The organism is Chitinophaga sp. MM2321, assembly GCF_964033635.1.
Lineage (GTDB): Bacteria > Bacteroidota > Bacteroidia > Chitinophagales > Chitinophagaceae > Chitinophaga.
Map to the genome: position 1 here is coordinate 5,707,172 of NZ_OZ035533.1, position 22,160 is coordinate 5,729,331.

General features: G+C 45.0%; 15 protein-coding genes. 3 read left to right on the plus strand and 12 right to left on the minus strand.

What is annotated here, in order from left to right; all coding sequences use genetic code 11:
• Positions 1 to 452: 452 nt before the first annotated feature.
• The 6 genes from ABQ275_RS22280 to ABQ275_RS22305 form a co-directional block, all read right to left on the minus strand.
• Positions 453 to 1,019 carry a DinB family protein gene (locus ABQ275_RS22280; RefSeq protein ID WP_349315347.1) on the minus strand — a complete coding sequence of 189 codons (567 nt, stop codon included), beginning with the start codon at positions 1,017 to 1,019 and terminating at the stop codon, positions 453 to 455.
• Positions 1,020 to 1,588: 569 nt separating this feature from the next.
• Entirely contained in the window at positions 1,589 to 2,671 is a 1,083-nt protein-coding gene (locus tag ABQ275_RS22285; protein WP_349315348.1) for a PA0069 family radical SAM protein, read from the minus strand.
• A 370-nt stretch (positions 2,672 to 3,041) separates the two neighbouring features.
• Positions 3,042 to 4,832, minus strand: coding sequence for a MutS-related protein (locus tag ABQ275_RS22290; RefSeq protein ID WP_349315349.1), 1,791 nt, complete (start codon positions 4,830 to 4,832; stop codon positions 3,042 to 3,044).
• Positions 4,833 to 4,947: 115 nt separating this feature from the next.
• Positions 4,948 to 6,378 (minus strand): glycoside hydrolase family 125 protein, encoded by a 1,431-nt coding sequence (locus tag ABQ275_RS22295; RefSeq protein ID WP_349315350.1) that lies wholly within the window; start codon positions 6,376 to 6,378, stop codon positions 4,948 to 4,950.
• Positions 6,379 to 6,564: 186 nt separating this feature from the next.
• Positions 6,565 to 10,410, minus strand: a complete 3,846-nt coding sequence (locus ABQ275_RS22300; protein WP_349315351.1) for a methylmalonyl-CoA mutase family protein — start codon at positions 10,408 to 10,410, stop codon at positions 6,565 to 6,567.
• Positions 10,411 to 11,094: 684 nt separating this feature from the next.
• Complete coding sequence (locus tag ABQ275_RS22305) at positions 11,095 to 11,814, minus strand: NrtR DNA-binding winged helix domain-containing protein (protein WP_349315352.1); 720 nt, start codon at positions 11,812 to 11,814, stop codon at positions 11,095 to 11,097.
• 177 nt (positions 11,815 to 11,991) lie between these two features.
• On the opposite strand from ABQ275_RS22305, the gene ligA reads away from it, so the two are divergent.
• Positions 11,992 to 14,097: an NAD-dependent DNA ligase LigA gene (ligA, locus tag ABQ275_RS22310; protein WP_349315353.1), complete on the plus strand. Its 2,106-nt coding sequence runs from the start codon at positions 11,992 to 11,994 to the stop codon at positions 14,095 to 14,097.
• A gap of 9 nt (positions 14,098 to 14,106) precedes the next feature.
• Positions 14,107 to 14,628 (plus strand): nucleoside deaminase, encoded by a 522-nt coding sequence (locus ABQ275_RS22315; protein WP_349315354.1) that lies wholly within the window; start codon positions 14,107 to 14,109, stop codon positions 14,626 to 14,628.
• A gap of 3 nt (positions 14,629 to 14,631) precedes the next feature.
• On the opposite strand, the gene ABQ275_RS22320 is transcribed toward ABQ275_RS22315, so the two are convergent.
• The 3 genes from ABQ275_RS22320 to ABQ275_RS22330 form a co-directional block, all read right to left on the minus strand.
• Positions 14,632 to 15,561, minus strand: a complete 930-nt coding sequence (locus tag ABQ275_RS22320; RefSeq protein ID WP_349315355.1) for an SPFH domain-containing protein — start codon at positions 15,559 to 15,561, stop codon at positions 14,632 to 14,634.
• Between the two features lie 191 nt (positions 15,562 to 15,752).
• Complete coding sequence (locus ABQ275_RS22325; RefSeq protein ID WP_349315356.1) at positions 15,753 to 15,962, minus strand: hypothetical protein; 210 nt, start codon at positions 15,960 to 15,962, stop codon at positions 15,753 to 15,755.
• A gap of 286 nt (positions 15,963 to 16,248) precedes the next feature.
• Entirely contained in the window at positions 16,249 to 16,953 is a 705-nt protein-coding gene (locus ABQ275_RS22330) for a LuxR C-terminal-related transcriptional regulator (RefSeq protein WP_349315357.1), read from the minus strand.
• A 333-nt stretch (positions 16,954 to 17,286) separates the two neighbouring features.
• Between ABQ275_RS22330 and ABQ275_RS22335 the strand changes: the two genes are divergently transcribed.
• Positions 17,287 to 17,889, plus strand: coding sequence for a superoxide dismutase (locus tag ABQ275_RS22335; protein ID WP_349315358.1), 603 nt, complete (start codon positions 17,287 to 17,289; stop codon positions 17,887 to 17,889).
• Positions 17,890 to 17,972: 83 nt separating this feature from the next.
• Here ABQ275_RS22335 and ABQ275_RS22340 read toward each other — a convergent pair whose 3' ends face one another.
• The 3 genes from ABQ275_RS22340 to ABQ275_RS22350 all read right to left on the minus strand — a co-directional run bounded on the left by ABQ275_RS22340 (position 17,973) and on the right by ABQ275_RS22350 (position 22,153).
• Positions 17,973 to 19,355 (minus strand): Gfo/Idh/MocA family oxidoreductase, encoded by a 1,383-nt coding sequence (locus ABQ275_RS22340; protein WP_349315359.1) that lies wholly within the window; start codon positions 19,353 to 19,355, stop codon positions 17,973 to 17,975.
• A 194-nt stretch (positions 19,356 to 19,549) separates the two neighbouring features.
• Positions 19,550 to 20,365 carry an endonuclease/exonuclease/phosphatase family protein gene (locus ABQ275_RS22345; RefSeq protein WP_349315360.1) on the minus strand — a complete coding sequence of 272 codons (816 nt, stop codon included), beginning with the start codon at positions 20,363 to 20,365 and terminating at the stop codon, positions 19,550 to 19,552.
• A gap of 90 nt (positions 20,366 to 20,455) precedes the next feature.
• Positions 20,456 to 22,153: a RagB/SusD family nutrient uptake outer membrane protein gene (locus tag ABQ275_RS22350; protein ID WP_349315361.1), complete on the minus strand. Its 1,698-nt coding sequence runs from the start codon at positions 22,151 to 22,153 to the stop codon at positions 20,456 to 20,458.
• Positions 22,154 to 22,160: the final 7 nt, after the last annotated feature.

Here is a 22,160-nt window from a genome sequence, read left to right on the forward strand (position 1 = left end):
ATCATCATCACAAACCGATAACAAAAAAACCCGGATCAATCGATCCGGGCTTTCGTTATATATACAAATATTATTGATCTACCTGTAAACATAAAACGCCCGGAACCCTCTACTATCCTGCACATTGCAGGGTATTGCGGAGTCCATATGTAGATGAATGCGTTTCATTTTTATTCGTTTTGTTTATTATTAATTTTAACGATGCAAAGATAACAGGATATATTTTGATTACACAAATTTTTTTCAGCTTTTTCCAACTTTTTTTTCTATGTAACAAAAAATGTCTTTTACCTGCAAAGATGACGACACCGGAATAACTATACAACGGCATCGCATATACGAAATTAAAAAAACATCCGGGCATGAAACAAAAATAACCGGAAGCGCGCGTACTTCCGGTTATTAACACTCGAATAGGATAACAATAATAGATGTTGGTGGTCGACCATAAATCAGGTTAAGACCGCGCTCTCTTCAAACTCCTTCTCCAGCCGTTTCATCTGCCGGATATGACGTTCAATATGTTTCGTCAGGAAGTAGATGTACTGATAGATATCCAGCTTGCCCAAATGATTTACGGACATATTGGTAAATACCAGTACTCCTTCGCCGTTTTTGAGCAAAGACAGGTTATACATGCACTGTGCATACTGTTGTTTCAGCAATGCTTTCACTTCCTGTATATTTTTAAGGCCGGTAGGTTCCATATGTTCAGGTCTTACCCAGCCGAAAGACTTACTACCAATGACATCAATCTGGTTAAATTTATCTTCATAATCTGCCTGAAGTATCACGGTATGGCCATTCCTTTTACGATCCAGCGCACGACGTGTGCTCTTATTAATGATCAGGAGCAGGAAATAGTTGGTGAGCGTAATATGCTCCAACACTTCCCTGATGTTCCATTGATCACGGTCTGGTTTGAAATGCAGTAATGCCTGGTCTTTTTCAAACCAATTGTCTAACTCCTTAAAGTTTGTGAGTAAAGCCTCTCTTACAACTTGAATAACGTTTCTCATGATACTAACGCTTTTGGGGTTATGTGCTGTACCTGTTTCTAATCAAATAGATTAGCACATAACATCATTTAAAAATTATTTGCCATTTCTATGCCGGAATTTAAATGCACAAAAAAACCGGCCGCATTTACGGACCGGTTCAATAATGTAAAGGGTTAGCTTACATTACTACATACCATGCCCGTATGGCTTTTTTAAGGCAAAGCCATCCCGTTTACACCACGAGGTGTATTTTTTATCTTGTTCAGTTACCTTTTGAATTTCTTTCAATGCCATCATTTCAGTACTGCTTCAAAAGCAAAAGGTCCCGCCTTTTAGTGCGGGACCTTTGTTTGTATCGTTTGATAACTTTTCTCATGTTAACAATCGGTGCAACGCGCCCGCATTCCAGTTTGGACCTGCTTTTGTTTGCAGGCCATTACAAAAATCTTATATGTTGACAGAAGTTGCACTTTTTATTTTACTATTGTTACAAAGATAATTTTTATTTTTTTCATTAACAATATTGCACCCTACTTTTTTATAACGTTAACAATTTATTTTCATCGTAGTTGCTTTTATACCGTTTATCAGAATAAACTGAGTTGACTCGTAGGCCGTTTGAACGCGCCAGTATTGAATTCGAAGCGTTCCTGGTTCATCCCGTTCTTTTTTGTGTGAATACGGAACTGCTGTTTGATCAGATCTGCGATATTGCCTTCTCCCCGCATCCGCCGGCCAAATTCACTGTCATTAACCTGGCCACCATGCATGCTTTCAATAAGATGCCATACCTTATCCGCCCTGTCCGGGAAGTTTTTATACAGCCAGTCATTGAAAATTATTTTCACGGCATCATTCAAACGAACCACCGTGTAGCCTGCGTACTTAGCGCCGTTGGCCGCTGCTGTTTCAAGGATCCGGGGCATCTCATGGTCGTTCAGACCGGGAATCATCGGCGCCGTCATAACACCTACGGGTATACCAAGATCGCTTAACTCCTTCACCACTTTGAAACGCTGCGCTGCGGTAGTAGTGCGTGGCTCCATCTTCAACCGCAGGTCTTCCTGCATAGTAGTGATAGACACATACACACAAACCAGCTTATCCTGCGCCAGCTGCTGCAGCAGATAACGATCCCTCAGTACCAGCGAGTTTTTTGTAATGATACCTATAGGTTGTTTGTATTCCAGCGCCACCTCCAGCAATTGCCGGGTAAGCCACATCTTCCGCTCCACCGGCTGATAACAGTCCGTATTCCCCGACAACGAAATCGGCTTGGGTACCCAGTTCTTATTATCCAGGAACTTCCGGAGCAACTCCGGTGCATTGTGTTTTACAATGATCTTCCGTTCAAAATCCAGTCCTGCGCTCAGTCCCCAGTACTGGTGCGCATTGCGGGCATAACAATAAATACAGCCATGCTCACAGCCCTGGTAAGGATTCATGGAATACCACATCCCCACATCCGGACTCTCCACCTTATTCACCAGGGTTTTGGCATGCTCCTCAAATACCTGCGTAGGCACATCCGCCTGCCACCATTCATCAATACCTTCCGCATGCTCCTGCACATACTCCTCCTTCAGGTACTTATTAGCGGGATTCAATTGCGCACCACGACCTTTGTAGTATTGATTTTCAGCTGCACCTTCCTCAAACGGCAAAGTCATAAACTAAATATTTTAGTAAAAATACTAAAATATTTAGTCATTTGGTGATTTATTTATTTGCTTATTTAGTTTCAGAACGAGACTCCCCACTGAAACTAAATAAGCAAATAAATAAATCATCAAATGACTAAATGATACCGCATTGTGCTGCCCCCTCCCAGCCTCCCCCGAAGGGGGAGGAGAAAGGAAACGAGGGCTTATTTTAGTAGTTGAAGTGGCCATCTAATGTGGGTAGGTAATATTATGTCATCTGGTCATATAAGGTACTCCCGTAATATCCGTAAAATGGTTGTAATCAAAGGTCAAAATAAACCCTCGTTTCCTTTCTCCTCCCCCTTCGGGGGAGGCTGGGAGGGGGCAGCACAACGCGTTAAATGATATCCATCTGTTTCATCAGGAAGGTCGCATTCTTGTTCCGTGCTATACCTTCACGGATGCGGTAATCGAAGAAAAGGTGATCCTGCTGAATGGTGCTTTCAAAGCAATAGTTTTTAATCCGGGCCGGATATGCATCTTCAAGGTGACCTAATTCCAGGTCATGCGTAGCTATCATCCCCAGGCAGTTATATTGCAGGAAACGCTCTATAAGACTGCGGGAACCGGAGAGTTTATCTTCTGAATTGGTGCCCTTCAGAATTTCATCGAGCAAAATAAATACGCGTTCACCGGTTTTTAATTGTTGAATAATATGCTGCAACCGCAGCAGCTCCGCCTGAAAATAGGAAGTATGACTGGCAATAGAATCTTTGATCCGCATAGAAGTCATCAGGCGTACCGGGCTGAAAACAAAGCTTTCCGCACATACCGGCGCGCCACACATGGCCAGCAGCAGGTTGGAACCAACGCTACGCAGGAAAGTACTCTTACCCGACATATTAGACCCTGTAATGATCAGGAAACTGGCCTGGCTGCCAATAGTACCATCATTTTTCACCGACTCGCCTGTTGGTATCAACGGATGCCCCAATGCAGTGGCTTCCAGCGCCATCACCGCTTCCTGCGGTTGCGGGTAAGTATACTGCGGATGATTAAACGCGAAAGTGGCAAAGCTATTCCATACTTCCAGCTGCTCTATTACCTCAAACCAACGGTTTGCCCCTTCTTTATGACGGACTTTCCACCGTTCCAGCCGCAGAATGCAACGCAGATCGTATAACATGACGCTATTGAGCAGTATGCCTACCAACAAATTTAAACGTTGATCAAAAGCGGCACCTATGCGGGATAATTGATGCAATGCCACATCTGCCTCCCGGGCGGTTTCCTGTTGCTGCCGCAATAATACCGACTGCCCGAAAGACCCGGTTCTAATAAGGTGCAGCAGGATAGAAAACTTCTCCAAAATCTGCTCCTTGTGCGACATAAGGCTGTATTGGGCCATGACCTTTTTCTGTATACTTCCCAGCAGCAACCAATTGATGATGATCACCCCTATAAAGGGATAGTAATGTCCTTTCAGGATATAAAACACCAATGTTGCCAATACCAACAAGGGACAGAGCCAGATGGCCACATTCATCAGCTTATTATGCAGAAAATGAAAAGGCATGTCCAGCCAAAGATTGATTTCTTTCCGGTCACTCTCCTCTTCTTTTGCCAGCATGGCATTGGCGGTCAGCAACTGCCTGAACTCCACTTCGGGTGCCAGTACTTTCAGCGCCTCCTGCGTATGATTGATGGCAGTCACCTCCTGCATAGGGTTGCGGAACATGGCCGCCAGCCTGTTTTTGCCGGATAAAGTACCTGTGCGGTTAACAAACTGAAAAATAGAAGCAGGCCCGAATACATCCAGGTCACTGCTGAAATCATGTTGATCATTTATAAATTCGCTTCCGTCTTCAAATGCCGGCTTCCACGTAGTTGCCTGTTGCAGCTCTTTCTCATTCAGGTTCAGCAGGGTTTTGAGCAATTGTAGTTTGTTCTCTGATTTTTGATAACGCACCAGGAGATAAATAAATGCTATTAACGCCACGCCCGCAAGCAGTAACCACATAGCGTTCCCCTCCTTGCGGAAGAACAGCACACCGCCGGCTACTATGATAAGAAAACTGATCAGCCGTGCCCATGACAAAGCCGCTGCCAACTTCTTCTCCTTATTGATGGCCTGCTGAAAATCATTTATCCGCTGCTGATAGATCTGGTGGGTATTGACGGGCTCCATTTATATTTTGAGATTTAGAGATTTTATGATTTAAAAAAAAGGGATTCAATGATTTGTGTCCACAATTTATTGAACATAAATCAAAAAATCCCTAAATCAAAAAATCCGGAAATATTTAAGCGTATTGTCTTTTCAGCAGTTCAGGATATTCCTGGCTTACTTTCAGTATCAATTCACCAAACAATGTATTGGCCCATGCAAACCATTTGCGGGTAAACTTTGTCGGATCATCTTTATGGTAAGACTCATGTATAAAACCGGTGCCGCCATCTGTATTGCGCAGGGTTTTAATACATTCAGCTATTTCTTCCTTATCATGACTGGTTAAAGCTCTCATGATGATACTCATTGGCCAGATGTAGTTTTCACCGGTATGCGGACTACCAATACCATCTCCAAACTTTCCTTTGTAAAACCACGGATGATAACTGCTCCATACAAAATGCCTCGATGCCTGGTACAACGGATCATCCGCTGAAGTATAACCCAGGTAAGGAATAGATAATAAGCTGGGTACATTCGTATCATCCAGGAACAAGCGGTTACCATAACCATCCACCTCAAACCCATACATATTGCCTAATTTCGGATGTTCCACCACAGCGTATTCCTTAATAGCGCGGTCCACTTCATCCGCCAGTGCTGTGCACTCTTTGGCAAAGGCTGCATCTTTATACACCGTTTCACTGATCTCCGACAGCTGACGCAGCGACACTACGGCAAACATATTGGAAGGAATCAGGAAAGGCAGTACCGTAGCATCATCCGAAGGACGGAAGATAGATACAATCAGCCCTACAGGCAGCATAGGCGAGCCATAACCGGAATTGGGTACGGTATCAGACTGCCAGGCCGTAATACGCTGGAATTTGTACGGCCCTTTGCCATCCTTACGCTGCTGCTCTTTGAAAGTTTTTACAATAGATAACGCCGCCTGTTTGTATTTGTCGTCAAATACTTTGGTATCCCCGCTAACTTTCCAATAGTGATAAGCCAGGCGTACCGGGTAACAGAGAGAATCGATCTCCCATTTACGTTCATGCAGCTCCGGTTTCATATCCGTCAGGTCCTTTTCCCATTCGCTGCCGGTAGGACCGTCATTGAATGCATTGGCGTAAGGATCGATGAGGATACATTTGGTCTGGCGGTTGATGACACCGGCCACCATCTGTTGCAACTTTGCATCGTCCTTGATCAGGGGCAGATAGGGCCATACCTGTGCGGAAGAATCACGCAGCCACATCGCGTTGATATCGCCGGTGATGACAAAGGTATCGGGCTTGCCGTCCTGCATCTTATAGTTTACAGTGGTATCGAGTGTATTGGGGAAGCTGTTCTCAAACATCCACGCCAGTTTATTATCGGCGATCTGTTTTTTCACCGTCACTATTACCTTCTCTACGGCTTCACTGCTAAATTTTCGCTGTGCCAACGGCGGACGCTGTGTAGCATAGCCATTCCAGCCTAAAACTGTTTTGGGCAACCCTAGCCCTACAGCGCCTGCCAGCAGCGCGCTGTTTCTGATAAAGTCTCTTCTTGCAACCATACTGCTAAAATAGAAAAGTTTCCGGGATTTGCTGAATCGATTTATCAATTTAGGGATTTTGATAGTTTGATAGTTTTTTTATTTTATTTCATTGACTATAATTCCTTCTGTACTTGCAGTTATATCAGCACTACAGTCAATGAAATAAAATAAAAAAACTATCAAAATATCAACATCCCTAAATATTTACATGTTTCTCCGGTATTGGCCTCCTACTTCGTACAGTGCGTGAGTGATCTGTCCGAGGGAGCAATGTTTCACGGTTTCCATCAGTGCTTCAAAGAGGTTGCCGTTATTGACGGCTACCTGTTGCAACTGCTTCAGGGCCGCGGCGCTCTTATGCTGGTGCCGGTTCTGGAAAGCTTCCAGGGTTTTAATCTGAAACTCCTTTTCATCTGTGGTAGAGCGGATCACTTCTGCCGGAATGATTGTAGGAGAACCATTTTTATTCAGGAAAGTATTAACGCCTACGATCGGGAACTCCCCGGTATGTTTCAGTGATTCGTAATACAGGCTTTCTTCCTGGATCTTGTTCCGCTGATACATTCTTTCCATGGCGCCCAGTACACCACCGCGTTCTGTGATGCGGTTAAATTCTGTCAGCACGGCTTCTTCTACCAGGTCTGTCAGTTCTTCTATGAAGAAGGCGCCTTGCACAGGGTTTTCGTTTTTAGCGGTACCCAGTTCACGGTTAATGATCAGTTGTATAGCCATAGCCCTTCTCACGCTTTCTTCTGTAGGCGTGGTAATGGCTTCATCGTATGCGTTGGTGTGCAGGGAGTTGCAATTATCATAGATCGCATACAACGCCTGCAGCGTGGTACGGATATCATTAAAATCAATTTCCTGTGCGTGCAGGCTGCGACCGGATGTCTGGATATGATACTTCAGTTTCTGCGAACGGTCGTTCCCCTTGTACTTGTACTTAATAGCCTTGGCCCATATGCGGCGTGCTACACGACCTATGACCGCATACTCAGGGTCCATACCATTGCTGAAGAAAAACGACAGGTTAGGTGCAAAATCATCGATGTGCATGCCACGGCTCAGGTAATACTCTACATACGTGAAGCCGTTAGACAGCGTAAAGGCCAGCTGCGTAATTGGATTGGCGCCGGCTTCCGCAATATGATAGCCGGAAATACTGACAGAATAAAAATTACGCACCTTTTGGGTGATAAAAAATTCCTGTACATCTCCCATCAGTTTCAGCGCAAATTCTGTTGAGAAGATGCAGGTATTCTGTGCCTGGTCTTCTTTCAGGATGTCTGCCTGCACGGTGCCGCGTACGGTACTAAGTGCGTGCCCACGGATCTTTGCATACACATCTGCCGGTAGTACTTCATCACCGGACATTCCCAGCAATTGCAGCCCCAATCCATCATTGCCTGCCGGCAGGTCACCACTGTAATGTGGCAAAGGATGGTCCTTGAATTTATCTTTAATGATCGCCGTTACCTTTTCTGTAAGGCCATGCGTTTTTATATATTGTTCGCATTGCTGGTCAATGGCGGCATTCATAAAAAAGGCCAGCAGTATAGGCGCCGGACCATTGATCGTCATGGATACGGACGTCTTCGGGTCGCAGAGATCAAAGCCGCTGTATAATTTCTTGGCATCATCCACAGTGGCAATGCTCACACCTGAATTGCCCACTTTCCCGTAAATATCCGGTCTTATTGCAGGATCTTCCCCATACAATGTTACGCTGTCAAATGCCGTGGAAAGCCGCTTTGCCGGCTGATCCAGCGACACATAGTGAAAACGCTTGTTGGTACGTTCAGGACCTCCTTCACCGGCAAACATGCGCGTAGGATCTTCTCCTTCCCTTTTGAGTGGGAACACACCAGCGGCGTAAGGAAATTCTCCCGGTACATTTTCCGTCAACTGCCAACGGAGAATATCGCCCCAGTCGCTGTATTTAGGCAGACTAACCTTAGGTATCCGGCTATGGCTCAGGCTTTCGGAGAACAATGGTAATTTGATCACCTTATCACGTACCTGGAACTCGTAATAGTCGGCAGCATATTTTTGCTGTAATGCCGGCCATCCCTCAATCAGTTTTTTGCATTCAGGATGCAGGGCTGTTTCCAGGTGTGTGCTGATATCTTTCAGCACAGCGGCTTTGGAGGGATCTATGGCTATCACCCCGGTTACCTGGTACCATTGTGTAGCGAGCTTGCATTGTTCGTCTACCCATTTGCTGTAATCCGTAATGGCTTCAGTTATTTCAGCGAGATAGCGTACCCGCGCCGGAGGAATGATCTGTGATTTGGTGGCAGTGGATTTCGGACTTTCATGCGCGAGGACGCCAAAGACCACACCGGTTTTCTCTTCCACTTTCTCCATCACCCTTTCAAAGAGCAGGTTAATACCGGCGTCATTGAACTGGGAAGCAATAGAACCTACTACAGGCAGCTCTTCATCTTTCGCAGTCCACAAACCATGGTTACGTTTATATTGTTTGCGCACATCGTGCAAAGCATCGAGGGCGCCGGCTTTATCAAATTTGTTGATGGCAATTACATCGGCATAATCCAGCATGTTGATCTTCTCCAGTTGAGAAGCCGCGCCGTATTCCGGCGTCATTACATACAACGATACATCACAGTGATCGATGATAGCGGTATCGTTTTGTCCTATACCGGATGTTTCGAGGATAATAAAATCAAAGGCGGCCAGTTTACAGATATCGATGGCCTCCTGGATATGTTCGCTGATAGCCTTATCGCTGTCGCGGGTTGCGAGGGAGCGCATGTAGGCACGTGGGTGATGGATGGAGTTCATGCGGATACGGTCACCCAGCAAAGCGCCACCAGTCTTCTTTTTGGAAGGGTCCACAGAAATCACCGCCACGGTTTTATCGGTAAAGTGATTGAGGTAACGGCGCACGAGTTCGTCTGTGACGCTGCTTTTACCGGCGCCGCCGGTGCCCGTGATGCCAACTACTGCCCCCTCCAAACCTCCCCCCGTGGGGGAGGCTTTTTGATGGCCTTCCTTTAGGGCTTCTTTTGATGCTGCTGTGTTTTTGATGTTTCCGTTAAGGGGTTTGTTGTTATTTACTTGTTCTTTTACTTGTTCTTTTATTTGGGTTAGGACACCGTCGATGTTTAAAAGGACTTCATCGTTGGTGAATCTGATTACTTTAAAGCCAAGATTATTTAAAATATCGGTGCGTTCTTCATCATTTAATTTAACGTCGGGATGTTGGTGAATTAAGCCATCTACTTCTATAATCAGATGATGTTCCAGGGAAATAAAATCTGCAATAAATTTGTCTATTACATGTTGTCTTCTAAATTTTATACCTGCCAGTTGTTTGGATTTTAGGTGTTCCCATAACGCCTGCTCAGCGGGTGTTTGATTACCCCGCATCTGTAAAGCATATTCTTTAAGATCCGTATAATGAAAAGGATCGGCCGTTTTATAAAAATCCCAGTTACTCCCTCTTTTCAACAACGCCAACGGCACGCCATTTTCTGCCAACGTAATAGCCCTCCCCACAATTCTATCCTCCCTACCAATTACAAATTTATCTTCCCCTTTATCTTCCCCACTAATCACAACCGGGGCTTCATTCCCGTCTCCTCCCCCTTCGGGGGAGGCCGGGAGGGGGCATTTATCCATCAAATCCTCAATCATCCCTTCCAAACCCATCTTCCTTCCATCATCCGGCGAATACAGCCGGGTAATGCCATAGGCATGCAATTCCGCTATTTCTGTCGGGAGTATGGTACCACCACCGCCGCCAAATATTTTAATGTGTCCGCAGTCTTTTTCCTTCAGGAGGTCATACATGTATTTGAAAAATTCTACGTGGCCGCCCTGGTAGGAAGTGACGGCAATTCCCTGTGCATCTTCCTGGATAGCACAATCTACAATCTCTGCTGCCGAGCGGTTGTGTCCAAGGTGAATAACCTCGGCGCCTTTTGCCTGCATAATGCGCCGCATAATATTGATAGCGGCATCATGACCGTCGAATAAAGCCGCTGCCGTTACTATGCGAACCTTATGTTGTGGTGTATATGACATATTAATCCGGTTTTATTGCCCGCAAAGACGGTAAAGCGCAGTTGGTTACCAACTTTACGTGCTTATTAAACTTGCACGCTGTGAGAAATGCAAGTTACGGAAAAACCAGCTGAACTGCCGGACAAGCGCGGGTTTAAACAGAATTAGAATAGATTAAACAAGTCAACAATCTTATTGCAAATAATTCAACCGATCCGCAAAAGACTTAGTTATTCCCTAAAACAACTTTCCCCTGTACAATATCTGCACAAGGGAAAGTTAAGATTAGACACCGGCAAAAGTGCCTGGTAGCCGTCTTGTTTCATAACGTGGAACTATAAAATCAAACTATTGATAAATTAATTAAAATGATAAACTAAATGATTTTTGTCTGGCATATTTGATCATGGAAATTTCTACATCGACAATAACAAGTGAAATCTACAGTGACTGATTTAAATTCTGGTTTTATACTTTCGAAAAATAATGCGCTCTTAGGATGTGTATATCTTACACAATCTTAATTAAATTTTTGTTAAAAACAAACTTTTTTTTCTTTTTTAGGGAGAAAAGAAACCAATGGAAAATGATTCGGGGCATATCTATTCGAATCCTTGTTGGTAAAGGATTTTGAAGAGGTCTATATTAACAGGAATAAGGGGAAATATCTATTCGCCGGATAAAAAAATATCAGCAGAAGGAGGATTAAAAGCCAATACCCAGGTATCGCTTCTTTCGCTGATCATATTTATCAAAATTAAATTTGTACAGTTTGGCCGGCCGGTGTGGCACATCTTCTTCTTCTTCATTCAGATCCAGCAGTAAATCCATAGAAAGAAATTTTTTCCGGAAGTTGCGGCGATCCAGTGCTACATCCAGTATGGCTTCATACAGATTTTGCAGTTCCCGCAGCGAAAACTTCTTTGGCAACAGGTTAAAGCCCACCGGTTGTACCATCACCTGCTGCTTCAGGCGCTCATGGCAGGTATCAAGGATCTGTTTATGATCAAATGCCATCTGGTGCAACTCCTTTACAGAGTGCCAGTGCAGTTCGTTGTTATGCATCTTCAGCTCCACATGCTCAATATTCACCAGCGAATAATAAGCGACCGTGATCACACGCCCTGCCGGATGACGATTCACAGCGCCAAAGGTTTGCACCTGTTCCATATACACATTCTCAAGACCGGTACGGGCTTTCAGCACCCGGTAGGCAGCCGCGTCCAGCTCTTCCTCCGGTCGCACAATATCCCCCAGCAACGACCACTTTGCTTTGTACTCTTTCAGATCGGATTCTATCAGCAACACCTTCAGCTCATCATTATTAAAACCAAAAATTACACAGTCTACCGAAATGGCAACTTTGAAATAATCCTTTATCTCAACAAGATGCGTATTGATGTTCTTGGTGTACATAGACATCATAAGGAACGTGGAATTACAGTAAACGACAGTTATTTGCGATCAAAAAAAGCGGAACAAAAAACAAAAACCAAATGAAATAAAAAATTACAACATTTAATACAAATATGCCGAATTTTTTATGCAGTGAGGGCTAACGTGAAAGATAAGTTTAAATTTACAGCTCAGTTTGAACTATATATGTATACAAAGGACATAGAAATAACCCTGACGCAGTTGGCAAAGGACCTCCTCCGTCACTTACAGCAGCAACAACTGCTGCAGTCCATTGATGAAACCCTGGAAGGATTACGCCGTGTAATTGCCTACAACGACTGGCGTTACTACGTGCAAAGCGAACCGGTGATCAGCGATTATGAATACGATCAGCTGTTTGCCTGGCTCAAAAAACTGGAACTGGAACATCCGGACCTCGTTAGTGCCGACTCCCCTACCCAACGTGTAGCGAAAGGACTGACCAAAGAATTTATTACTGTGCCGCACCTGGTACCCATGCTCAGCCTGGAGAATTCTTACAATGCAGACGACCTGATAGACTGGGATCGCAAAGCCCGCGAAAGTGCCGGGCTCAGTGAAATAGAATATTGTATAGAACCCAAGTTCGATGGCGCCAGTATTTCCCTGATCTATGAAGATGATCACCTTTCCCGGGGCGCCACCCGCGGCGATGGTGTGGCAGGGGAAGATATTACTACCAATATTAAGCAGATCCGCTCCATTCCTCTATCTGCCAGCTTTTCTAAATATGGGATTCACCAGATAGAAATCCGCGGCGAGGTGCTGATCAATAAAAATACCTTCAAAGCTTTCAATGAAAAACGCATTGCCGAAAACCTGCCACCACTGGCAAATCCGCGCAATGCCGCTTCCGGCTCCTTACGGATGGTAGACCCCAACGAAGTAGCCAAACGCGGACTGGAAGCCTTTTTATACCACATGAGCTATCATACTATGGAAACGGGGAAAGCTGAACCTGATGCGCTCAAAACGCATAGCGGTACGCTGGACTTATTGTCTACACTGGGTTTCCGTAGTCCTGCCAAAGAAAAAAAAGTACTGAAAGGCATCCAGGGTGTGATCGACTACTGCCAGTGGTTTGAAACCGAACGCGATAACCTCCCCTATGAAATTGACGGGATGGTAATTAAAGTAAACGACTACGCGCTACAGGACAAACTGGGCATGACCACCCATCACCCCCGCTGGGCCATCGCATTTAAATTCAAAGCGCGGCAAGCTACCAGTAAACTGCGTAGTGTGGAATTCCAGGTAGGCCGTACCGGCTCCGTTACGCCGGTAGCTAAAATTGATCCGGTGCATATCGGCGGCGTTACGGTCACTTCTATGTCTCTTTTTAATGAAGATGTGATCCGGGAGAAAGACCTGAAACTGGGAGATACTGTGTTGGTAGAAAGAGCGGGAGATGTGATTCCCTACATTGTAAAATCGGTGGCCGACCTCCGGGATGGCACGGAGCAGCCTATTCTCTTCCCTACCCACTGCCCGGTTTGCGGAGACCAACTGGTAAAACCGGAAGAGGAAAGCGTATGGCGCTGTACCAATATCAATTGCGAAGCGCAGGTAGTGGAAAGAATGATCCACTTCGTTAGCAAAGATGCCATGGACATTAAAAGCTTTGGCGAAAGCAATGTGCGTAAATTCTATGCCCAGGGCCTGATGAAAGATATTCCCGGCATCTATGAACTGGACTTCGATAAGATAGCCACCCTGGAAGGATTTGGAAAGAAATCACTGACCAACCTGCAAACGGCTATTGCGCTTTCCAAAACGCAACCCTTACACCGTTTGATATTTGGATTGGGGATCCGGTATGTGGGAGAAACCACCGCCAAAACCCTCGCCAGTGCCGTTACCAACATCATGGACCTGCAAAGCTGGACAGAAGAACAGATCCTTTTACTGGAAGATATAGGCCCCAAAGTGGCTGGCTCCATCCGCCAGTTCTTTGCCAATGATGATAATATTCAAATGCTGAACAAACTGGCGGCGCTGGGTATCAACATGGAAAATACACAGGGCAGCCGGCATGTGTCAGGTAACCTGGACGGACAAACGTTTTTATTTACCGGTACCCTTGCCAAGCTGAAACGCAGCGAAGCTGAAGAGATGGTAGAACAACAGGGCGGTAAAATACTGGGCGGTGTAAGCAGCAAGCTCAACTTTCTCATAGTAGGTGAAGATGCCGGCAGCAAACTGGAAAAAGCTAAAAAAATAAATACCATCAAGGTATTAACAGAAGATGAATTTATTAAAATGATTCAATAAGTACGCAGCATGCAGCTTTCAATTCCGGTAATTGTAACGGTTAAACGTGGGAGAACAGAAAGCTGTATGCCGGCTGTCAATAACAATATGATGATTGATGATACTTTTTATATGAAGCAGGCGCTGAGAGAGGCGCACAAAGCCTTTGAAGACGGTGAAGTTCCTATTGGCGCCGTAGTGGTCATGAACAACCAGGTGATAGGCCGCGGGCATAACCAGGTGGAAAGACTGAACGACTGTACCGCTCATGCGGAGATGATAGCCTTAACGGCTGCCTTCAATACCCTTGGCAGTAAATATTTAATGGATGCCACTTTATATGTAACGGTAGAACCTTGCCTGATGTGTGCTGGCGCGCTTTACTGGAGTAAAATAGGGAAGATCGTATATGCCGCAGCGGATGAGAAGAACAGCTACCGGCGTGCTACCGGGGACCGCTCCCCGTTTCATCCTAAAACGAAACTGGAAGCCGGCCCGTGCAGCGAAGAAAGTTTGCAGTTGATGAAAACTTTCTTTGAACAAAGAAGGTGATACTTATTTCTTGTTAGGATCCATTAGTTTGTTCATACCCATCATCTGTCTCATGGTATGATCCATACCATCTGAAGAACCATCCAGGAAGATGACATTTCCTTTTGAGTTTTCAGCGAAGTGTTTGATGGCTTCTGTCCACATGGAGAAGAGGATCACAGAGGTATCCAGGTTGGCCTGCTGCATTTCTTTAGCAGCCATACTCATACCCTTGGCCACTTCTTCACGGAACAGGGCGACGCCCATACCACGCAGTTGAGCAGCCTGCCGTTCTGCTTCCGCAGCAATTTTGATAGCATTACCATCTGCTTCCGCAGCTTTGGTTTTGGTGATCAGTAATGCCTGTCCTTCGTTTTCAGCAGCAGCTTTCAGGTTATTGGATGCTACTACCTGCGCCATAGACTTCATGATAACTTCATCAAAAGTGATGTCATTCATTTGCAGATCCAGCAAATGAAAACCCCATTCTTCCAGGGTTTTATCGATCTGTTCTTTTACGTGTTCGGTAATATCCTTGCGGAGACCCAATACTTCTGCCTGTTTTTTTGTGGCAACAAACCCACGGATAGACCCTTCAATAGTGCGCACGAGCGCCTGCATGAAACTTCTTTCATCCATAAATTTAAAGGCTACGTTTTTCAACGTTTCTTCATCCTGGTTCCACACAGCATATAGCAGCATAGCCTTGAAATAAACGTTGGCCTGATCAATGGTAATGGCCTGGAACTCCAGTTCTACAGATTTATTCTGGATAGATACTCTTTTAAATACCTTTTCTATAATAGGTATTTTAAAGTTCAGCCCCGGAAAAAGAATGCGTTTGTATTTCCCGAATATAGTTGTTACTGCAATAGTGCCCTGCTGCACTGTTACAAAACTCGACAACAAAACCAGGAAAGCCAATACCGCCAAAACAATGAGGAATGGATTCATAGATGTCTTTTTTTTGTTTGCTAGGTTGAACTGGTAAATATAAGGAAATTAAGCAGAGAACGCTACTTACATGCATAGGCTTCCAACGGGTACAAGGTACTGGTTAGTTTTGAGGGCTTGTTTGTATAAAGACAAACAACGGATGAAAAACTGAGCTTAAAAATACAACGAATGAAAAATAAAAAGCTTAGTTATATCCTTTGTTTTCTTCTGAGAAATATGAATACATCATCCAGTTCAATTTGTTTCAACTGATAGGCTAGCCGGGTCCTTAAATCTTCTGTTTCATCTTTGACCCTGTTGTACTGGTCCTTTAATGTTTCATAACGGGCCACTATTTCTTCGGCAGTGGCAGTATGTTCCAATTGTAAAATATAAAATGCTCGTTCCTCAGTTATCATAGTGATAGGGGTGTTTCATCCAAATAATCATGTCGGGTGTTTAAAAAACATGCTTACTATCGATTCACTAAATTAGTGGAGATTAGAAAGCGGGCAAATACCCAACCTTGGGTATTTTTAAAGTGTTTAACAAACATTTCAAATACTATTTAAATATACTATATACTGACTATCAGGTATTTGTGATTTTATTAATTAAGAGTAGTGATGCAGGGTACAAAAAGAGTAATGTAATAGTCTGGTGCTTAATTTCAAAAAAACTGATGTTATATTACCTGTTCTGATTTTATTGAAAACCTATCTTGCGGGCTATGGCCATCAGCTCAGTAGTGTTACGCACTTTTAATTTGAGCCGGATATTTTTGCGGTGTGTTTCTATGGTATAACGGCTAAGGTTCAACGAACCCGCTATTTCTTTATTATTAAGTCCTTTTACTGCAAGTCCCAATACATCCTTTTCACGGGCTGTAAGCTTGTTAAACAGTGTTTCATTTTGCCTGCGGAGTATTTCTGACAGGGCGGTGGAGAGCTGAACATTGGTATCAATGGCATGCGTGAGATCCAGGAAAGCACAGATAATTTCCACTACACGCCCGTTTTTGTCGTGGGAAAAAGGCACTTCCAGTCCCAGTAACCAGCGGTATTCTTTTTCTCCCTTCTTGCGGATGCGGGCCAATCCGCCAAACTGCATCTTGTTATTAATAAAAGATTGCTGCGCCACCGCGGCCAGCTTAAAATCTTCCGGATGCATAATATCCTGGAAAAAATCCATCCCCTTGCCGGTCATCTCATCCGGAGAAAATCCAACCGCTTCTGACAGGTAGGAATTACACCATGTAACGGATTTGTTGTTGTTATCATAGCAGTAAAGCATAGCAGGTACACGCCCCAAAATGTTCTCCAGCCACTGATTACGATCTTTTAATTGCTCATTTTCCCTTTGCAAAGCGGTGAGAGAAAAATTTTGCCCTAAGTCTGAGCCTGTCTGCATACGAAACGTTTTAAACAAACAATAGGTAAACAACTGTCAGGCACGTACGAATATGTCTGATGGTAAGTCCTGTTAAACCGAGTGTATGTAAATATAAAATAAAATCCAATATGACGACCGATTTTTCAGCTTCCGGATTCCGAGATTTTTTGAGATTTAATATTTACAGCGACTGACAGCTGGAAAAACAGCTTCCGGGATAAATCCAACCGGGGGAACAAAATATGTAAATCTGTGTCTGTCAAAATTTCTAAATTGATTTTTATCCGGATTGGGAGTAAATTTGACAACTACAAGGAAATAATATTTTCAAACCCATAAAAAATCTGAGTTATGGCATTTACACTTCCGAGCTTACCCTACGCAACCGATGCGTTAGAGCCGAATTTTGATAAATTGACAATGGAGATCCACCATGGTAAGCATCATCAGGCGTATGTAGACAATCTGAACAAGGCGATTGCCGGTACTGAAAATGAGAATAAATCATTGGAAGAACTGGTAGCCAGCGCAGGTAAGATCAGCCCTGCTGTGAGAAACAATGGCGGAGGTCACTGGAATCACAGTTTCTTCTGGACCAGCCTGGCGCCTAATGCCGGCGGTCAACCTACCGGTAAACTGGCAGAAGCAATCAACAGCACTTTCGGTTCTTTTGATGCTTTCAAGGAAAAGTTCAACGCAGCCGGCGCTACCCGCTTCGGTTCCGGTTGGGCATGGCTGTTGAAAAAAGACGGCAAACTGGAAATTACTTCTACTCCTAACCAGGACAATCCCCTGATGGACGTTGCCGAAGTAAAAGGTACGCCTATCCTGGGTGTAGACGTATGGGAACATGCTTACTACCTGAAATACCAGAACCGCCGTCCGGAATACCTGAACGCATTCTGGAATGTAGTTGACTGGAACGCTGTCAGCAAACGTTTTGAGCAGGCATAATAAATGCCCTACTGCATAAAAAGGAAAGACCTCCATCTGAGATGGAGGTCTTTCCTTTTTATGTGCTGAAGCAAGTATTGCTATTATCCGAGTTTAAGATTCTTCGGATCCCAGTGAATGATCTTATTGCTGAAATAGCTTTCGTTACACAGCAATGCAGGCGCTGCGGCACGGAAACCAAACAAAGGATCTTCTGCTACCTTACCACCGGTACGCATGGCGTTGAACAGGTTGTAGAAGTGATCAAAGTGAGCGCCCTTGTAGCCTTTCTCTGCTTCGTATTCCATCTTATCCTGCGGCAGTATTTCCGCACGGTGATAGGCATACGCTTTTCCGGCATTCGCCGCTGCATTGGCCTGTGCCAAAGGATCATTTTCATCCACATTATTCCTGTTGCGGTACAGGGTTACTTTATCCCATTCTACCGTCATAGAACCTTCGCTGCCCACCATACGCAGGTAGTTGGTGCCACCGGTACCATCTACGAAGTTTACACGGAGAGACAGGTTAAACGCAGGGTGTATTTCTGTTTCAGGATAATCAAACATACCCAGCATAATGTCCGGTACTTCTCTTCCATCTTTCCAGTAACGTAATCCACCGGTAGCCATTATTTTATTAGGCCCCATAGAACCGGTTACCAGGTGAAGGCTGGAAAACAGGTGGACGAACAGATCGCCGGAAACGCCGGTACCATAATCTTTGTAATTACGCCAGCGGAAGAAACGCAGGGGGTCAAAATCACGCTTTGGCGCGTTTTTGAGATAGGTCTCCCAGTCTACAGTTTTAGGCGACGCATCGGCCGGAATAGGGTATTGCCATGCACCGGTTGGTGACATACGCGCCCAGAATCCTTCTGCATAGTTTAGTTTTCCGATAGCGCCATCTTTCAGCAGCTGCCGGGCCTTTTCATTTCCGAGGGAGCTCATACCCTGGCTACCTACCTGGTACACCACTTTACCGTTTCTTTTCTGTGCATCCACTACTGCGGGACCTTCGGAAATATCATGCACCATCGGCTTTTCGCAGTATACAGATTTACCCTTGTTCATAGCGGCTACGGAAATATCCTTATGCCAGAAGTCGGGCACTGCAATGATAACTGCATCGATATCCTTACGGTCCAGGATCTCGTTATAGTTACGGGTAGTGTAAATATCATTACCCCATTTCTTTTTAGCGTCTGCCAGGCGGCCATCATAAAGATCGCAGGCAGCAACCAGCTTTACACCGGGTACTGTAATTGCCGTGTTGGCATCAGCTGTCCCCATACCACCGGCACCAATAAGGGCTATCTGGATCTGGTCATTCGCACTGTATTTTTCTTTCAGGCGGGAGAGTAATTCAATGTTCCTTTTTCTGTCAGCTGCCGTAATAATAGATGGAAGGAGAGACGCTCCCACAACTCCTTTGGCAAATTTGCTGATAAAATTCCGGCGCGAGCCTTCGTTAGGATTTACTGGCATGATTAACCTTTTAGGTTTGATGAAAATGATAACTTATAATACGTATACAATGCCCCTTACAACATGTAATGAGTTTGTCAAAATAAAAACAATATACGGGAAAACATAATTTTATCAAGAGCAACTATCATCCATCTACCTGTAAAAAACAAAAAAATTGCTTGTGCCGGCAGGGATCTGCATTGCAGCAGGAATTATTTTTCCAGCTTCAGCACTGCCAGTACCGGCAAATGATCCGACGCATATCGCTCCGGTATTACCTGGTGCTCCAGCACTTTGAAAGCCTTTGCGGGTCTGTAGCTGATAAAATCAATCGTGCGGTTGGGATGCTCCACCGGAATGGTAAACGGACAATCCTGGCAGGTGCGCGTAAATGCGCTGTCCAGCACTTGTATAGCAGGGCTCCCGGATTTGGAATTAAAGTCGCCTGCCAGTATAACCGGCATACCTGCATTGCCGAGGATACGGCTTATCTCCCTGATCTGCAGCAGGCGGTCTGCATCTGCTTTTAATACATCCAGGTGTGTGCTGGCCATCGTTACATTTCTTCCGCCAGGTAATGTTACCGCCACCGTGCATAGTGCGCGCGGTTCTCCTTTAGAGCCGGGTGCCGACGGCAACTGATAGGCATGTCCTTCTTTTATGGGATAGCGAGAGAGCACTGCGATCCCGTATTCACCGTCATCATAAGGAATAGATCTTGCAAAAAAAGCATGCATGCCTGTTTTGGCAGCCAATGCTTCCGCCTCATGCACATCACGGCCGGAACGACCCGTGTGTACATCCACTTCCTGCAAAGCCACAAAATCCGGTTGCTGCCGGTTAATGACTCCTGCGATGGCGTCGAGGTCTATAACATCTTTACGGGATGGAGGATTGGCGTGGTGGATATTATAGGTCAATACCCTAATGGTATCCCCTTTCCTGGTTTCCGTACCTGCCAGTTCCTTCTTTGTTTTGCAGGCAAAAAGACAACAGCACAGGATTGCGGGTAGCAACAATTGTTTCATAATGGTAGTCAATTTATTATTTAAAGCCTGTAGTATAAAGTCTGCTTACAACTGCAAACTCTACACTACAGGCTTTAAAATTATTTATGATTACTCCCATCCAGGGTTCTGTCCCAGGTCAGGGTTCCGCTGAAATTGTGTTAATGGTACAGGCCACAGATAATTTTTCGGATCTGTAAACCGCCTGTTGGTATTTACGATCATATATCCATTTGCATCCACTGGAACACTGGCTACATATGGCTGCATGTACGTAGGAATGAAAGCTTTCTTCATGCCTTTCACATCTGCGGCCAGCAGGCTGCCTTCTTTCCAGCGCAACAGATCAAAATAACGTTGTCCTTCCAATGCCAGTTCTACCCTGCGTTCGCGGCGTATCTCCTGCCGGAGGTCCATACCCCAGGTTGCCAGCTCTGTTATGATCATATGATGCATACCAACCCTGTCGCGCAGTTTATTGATCGTCATATCCAGATCTCCCTGTGTGAGTTTACCCTGCATCTCGCGGGCTTCTGCATAGTTCAGCAATACTTCTGCATAGCGCATGATATGCACATCGTTCGGGTCCTTGTTGTAAGTAGCTACGGCGGATACCTGTACATATTTGGTAAAGTAATAACCGGTAGCAGTTACACAACCTTTTTTATCTGAATTAAATTTAGGCAGGTTGTAGATATCCGAAGGACTTGCATCTGCATCTCCATCATCTTTTCCACCCCAGGTACTACCCGGCGCCAGTACGGTTTGTGACAAACGGGGGTCCCGGTTTTTGAACACATCACCATAAGCTGTTTGTGCATCTTCGTTGTATAAAGATGATTTTTCAATAGGCTTACCATCTGTACACAAATAGGCATCCATCAGGGATTTGGTAGGATTAAAGCGTGCTGTCTGATCCGGCACCTGGCTCTCACGGCTCATGTTATGCATCGATACATCTATCAGGTACAACCTGGCCAGTATCGTTTCCTTATTGGCGCCTCCGGCCAGTTTACCTTTTTGTGTAAACAGGTCGTTATAACATTTGTCGGGGCCGCCGGCGGTATACAGCTGATAAGTATTCAGGTCCATAACGGCTTTGGCTGCAGCTTCTGCTACATCATACCTGCCGTAGAAAAGTGCTATCCGCGATTTCCAGCCCAGTGCTGCGCCTTTGGTAATGCGGCCCAGGTCTGCGGAGGTATAAGATACCGGCAATTCAGCAGCAGCAGAATCCAGTTGCTGCAGTATAAAATCAACCACCTGCGCACGTGGGGAACGTGGGCCATATACCTGGTCATCACCGATGTTCAGCGTATTAGTGATCAGGGGTACATCTCCAAAGAAAAAACTGATATAGCTATACAGGAACGCGCGCAGAAATCTTACTTCTCCCGCAAACTGGTCCATAGTGCCCTGTTTGATCCCCTGCGCTTTCTGGTAATTCTCCAGGAAGTGATTACAACGGCGGATGCCTTTATACTGGGCTACCCATTCTGAATTTAAAGTACCGGTGGTAAAATCATAATTACCCGTAGAAATAGCCAGGTAGTCAGACATGGGTGGGTAGATCGTATTATCTCCCAGATTCTCCATATCTATCACATTCTTGCCTTTCAGGTAATCATAGCAGGCGTTCACCGCCAACTTCAATTGTCCCTCTGTTTTCCAGAATTCCTCGTTTGGAACAGCATCCAATGCACTACGGTTCAGGAAATCCTTTGAACAACCGAACAGGCAACAGACGAATGCACCTGTTATGCTCCATATTGCTATGCGTGTAAAACGGAATGTATGCTTTTGCTGCATGGCATTG

Excerpts from the sequence above, each read along its gene's own strand:
- ABQ275_RS22280 (WP_349315347.1), bottom strand. The coding sequence starts at position 1,019 with ATGAGAAACGTTATTCAAGTTGTAAGAGAGGCTTTACTCACAAACTTT.
- ABQ275_RS22285 (WP_349315348.1), bottom strand. The coding sequence starts at position 2,671 with ATGACTTTGCCGTTTGAGGAAGGTGCAGCTGAAAATCAATACTACAAA.
- ABQ275_RS22290 (WP_349315349.1), bottom strand. The coding sequence starts at position 4,832 with ATGGAGCCCGTCAATACCCACCAGATCTATCAGCAGCGGATAAATGAT.
- ABQ275_RS22295 (WP_349315350.1), bottom strand. The coding sequence starts at position 6,378 with ATGGTTGCAAGAAGAGACTTTATCAGAAACAGCGCGCTGCTGGCAGGC.
- ABQ275_RS22300 (WP_349315351.1), bottom strand. The coding sequence starts at position 10,410 with ATGTCATATACACCACAACATAAGGTTCGCATAGTAACGGCAGCGGCT.
- ABQ275_RS22305 (WP_349315352.1), bottom strand. The coding sequence starts at position 11,814 with ATGATGTCTATGTACACCAAGAACATCAATACGCATCTTGTTGAGATA.
- ligA (WP_349315353.1), top strand. The coding sequence starts at position 11,992 with ATGTATACAAAGGACATAGAAATAACCCTGACGCAGTTGGCAAAGGAC.
- ABQ275_RS22315 (WP_349315354.1), top strand. The coding sequence starts at position 14,107 with ATGCAGCTTTCAATTCCGGTAATTGTAACGGTTAAACGTGGGAGAACA.
- ABQ275_RS22320 (WP_349315355.1), bottom strand. The coding sequence starts at position 15,561 with ATGAATCCATTCCTCATTGTTTTGGCGGTATTGGCTTTCCTGGTTTTG.
- ABQ275_RS22325 (WP_349315356.1), bottom strand. The coding sequence starts at position 15,962 with ATGATAACTGAGGAACGAGCATTTTATATTTTACAATTGGAACATACT.
- ABQ275_RS22330 (WP_349315357.1), bottom strand. The coding sequence starts at position 16,953 with ATGCAGACAGGCTCAGACTTAGGGCAAAATTTTTCTCTCACCGCTTTG.
- ABQ275_RS22335 (WP_349315358.1), top strand. The coding sequence starts at position 17,287 with ATGGCATTTACACTTCCGAGCTTACCCTACGCAACCGATGCGTTAGAG.
- ABQ275_RS22340 (WP_349315359.1), bottom strand. The coding sequence starts at position 19,355 with ATGCCAGTAAATCCTAACGAAGGCTCGCGCCGGAATTTTATCAGCAAA.
- ABQ275_RS22345 (WP_349315360.1), bottom strand. The coding sequence starts at position 20,365 with ATGAAACAATTGTTGCTACCCGCAATCCTGTGCTGTTGTCTTTTTGCC.
- ABQ275_RS22350 (WP_349315361.1), bottom strand. The coding sequence starts at position 22,153 with ATGCAGCAAAAGCATACATTCCGTTTTACACGCATAGCAATATGGAGC.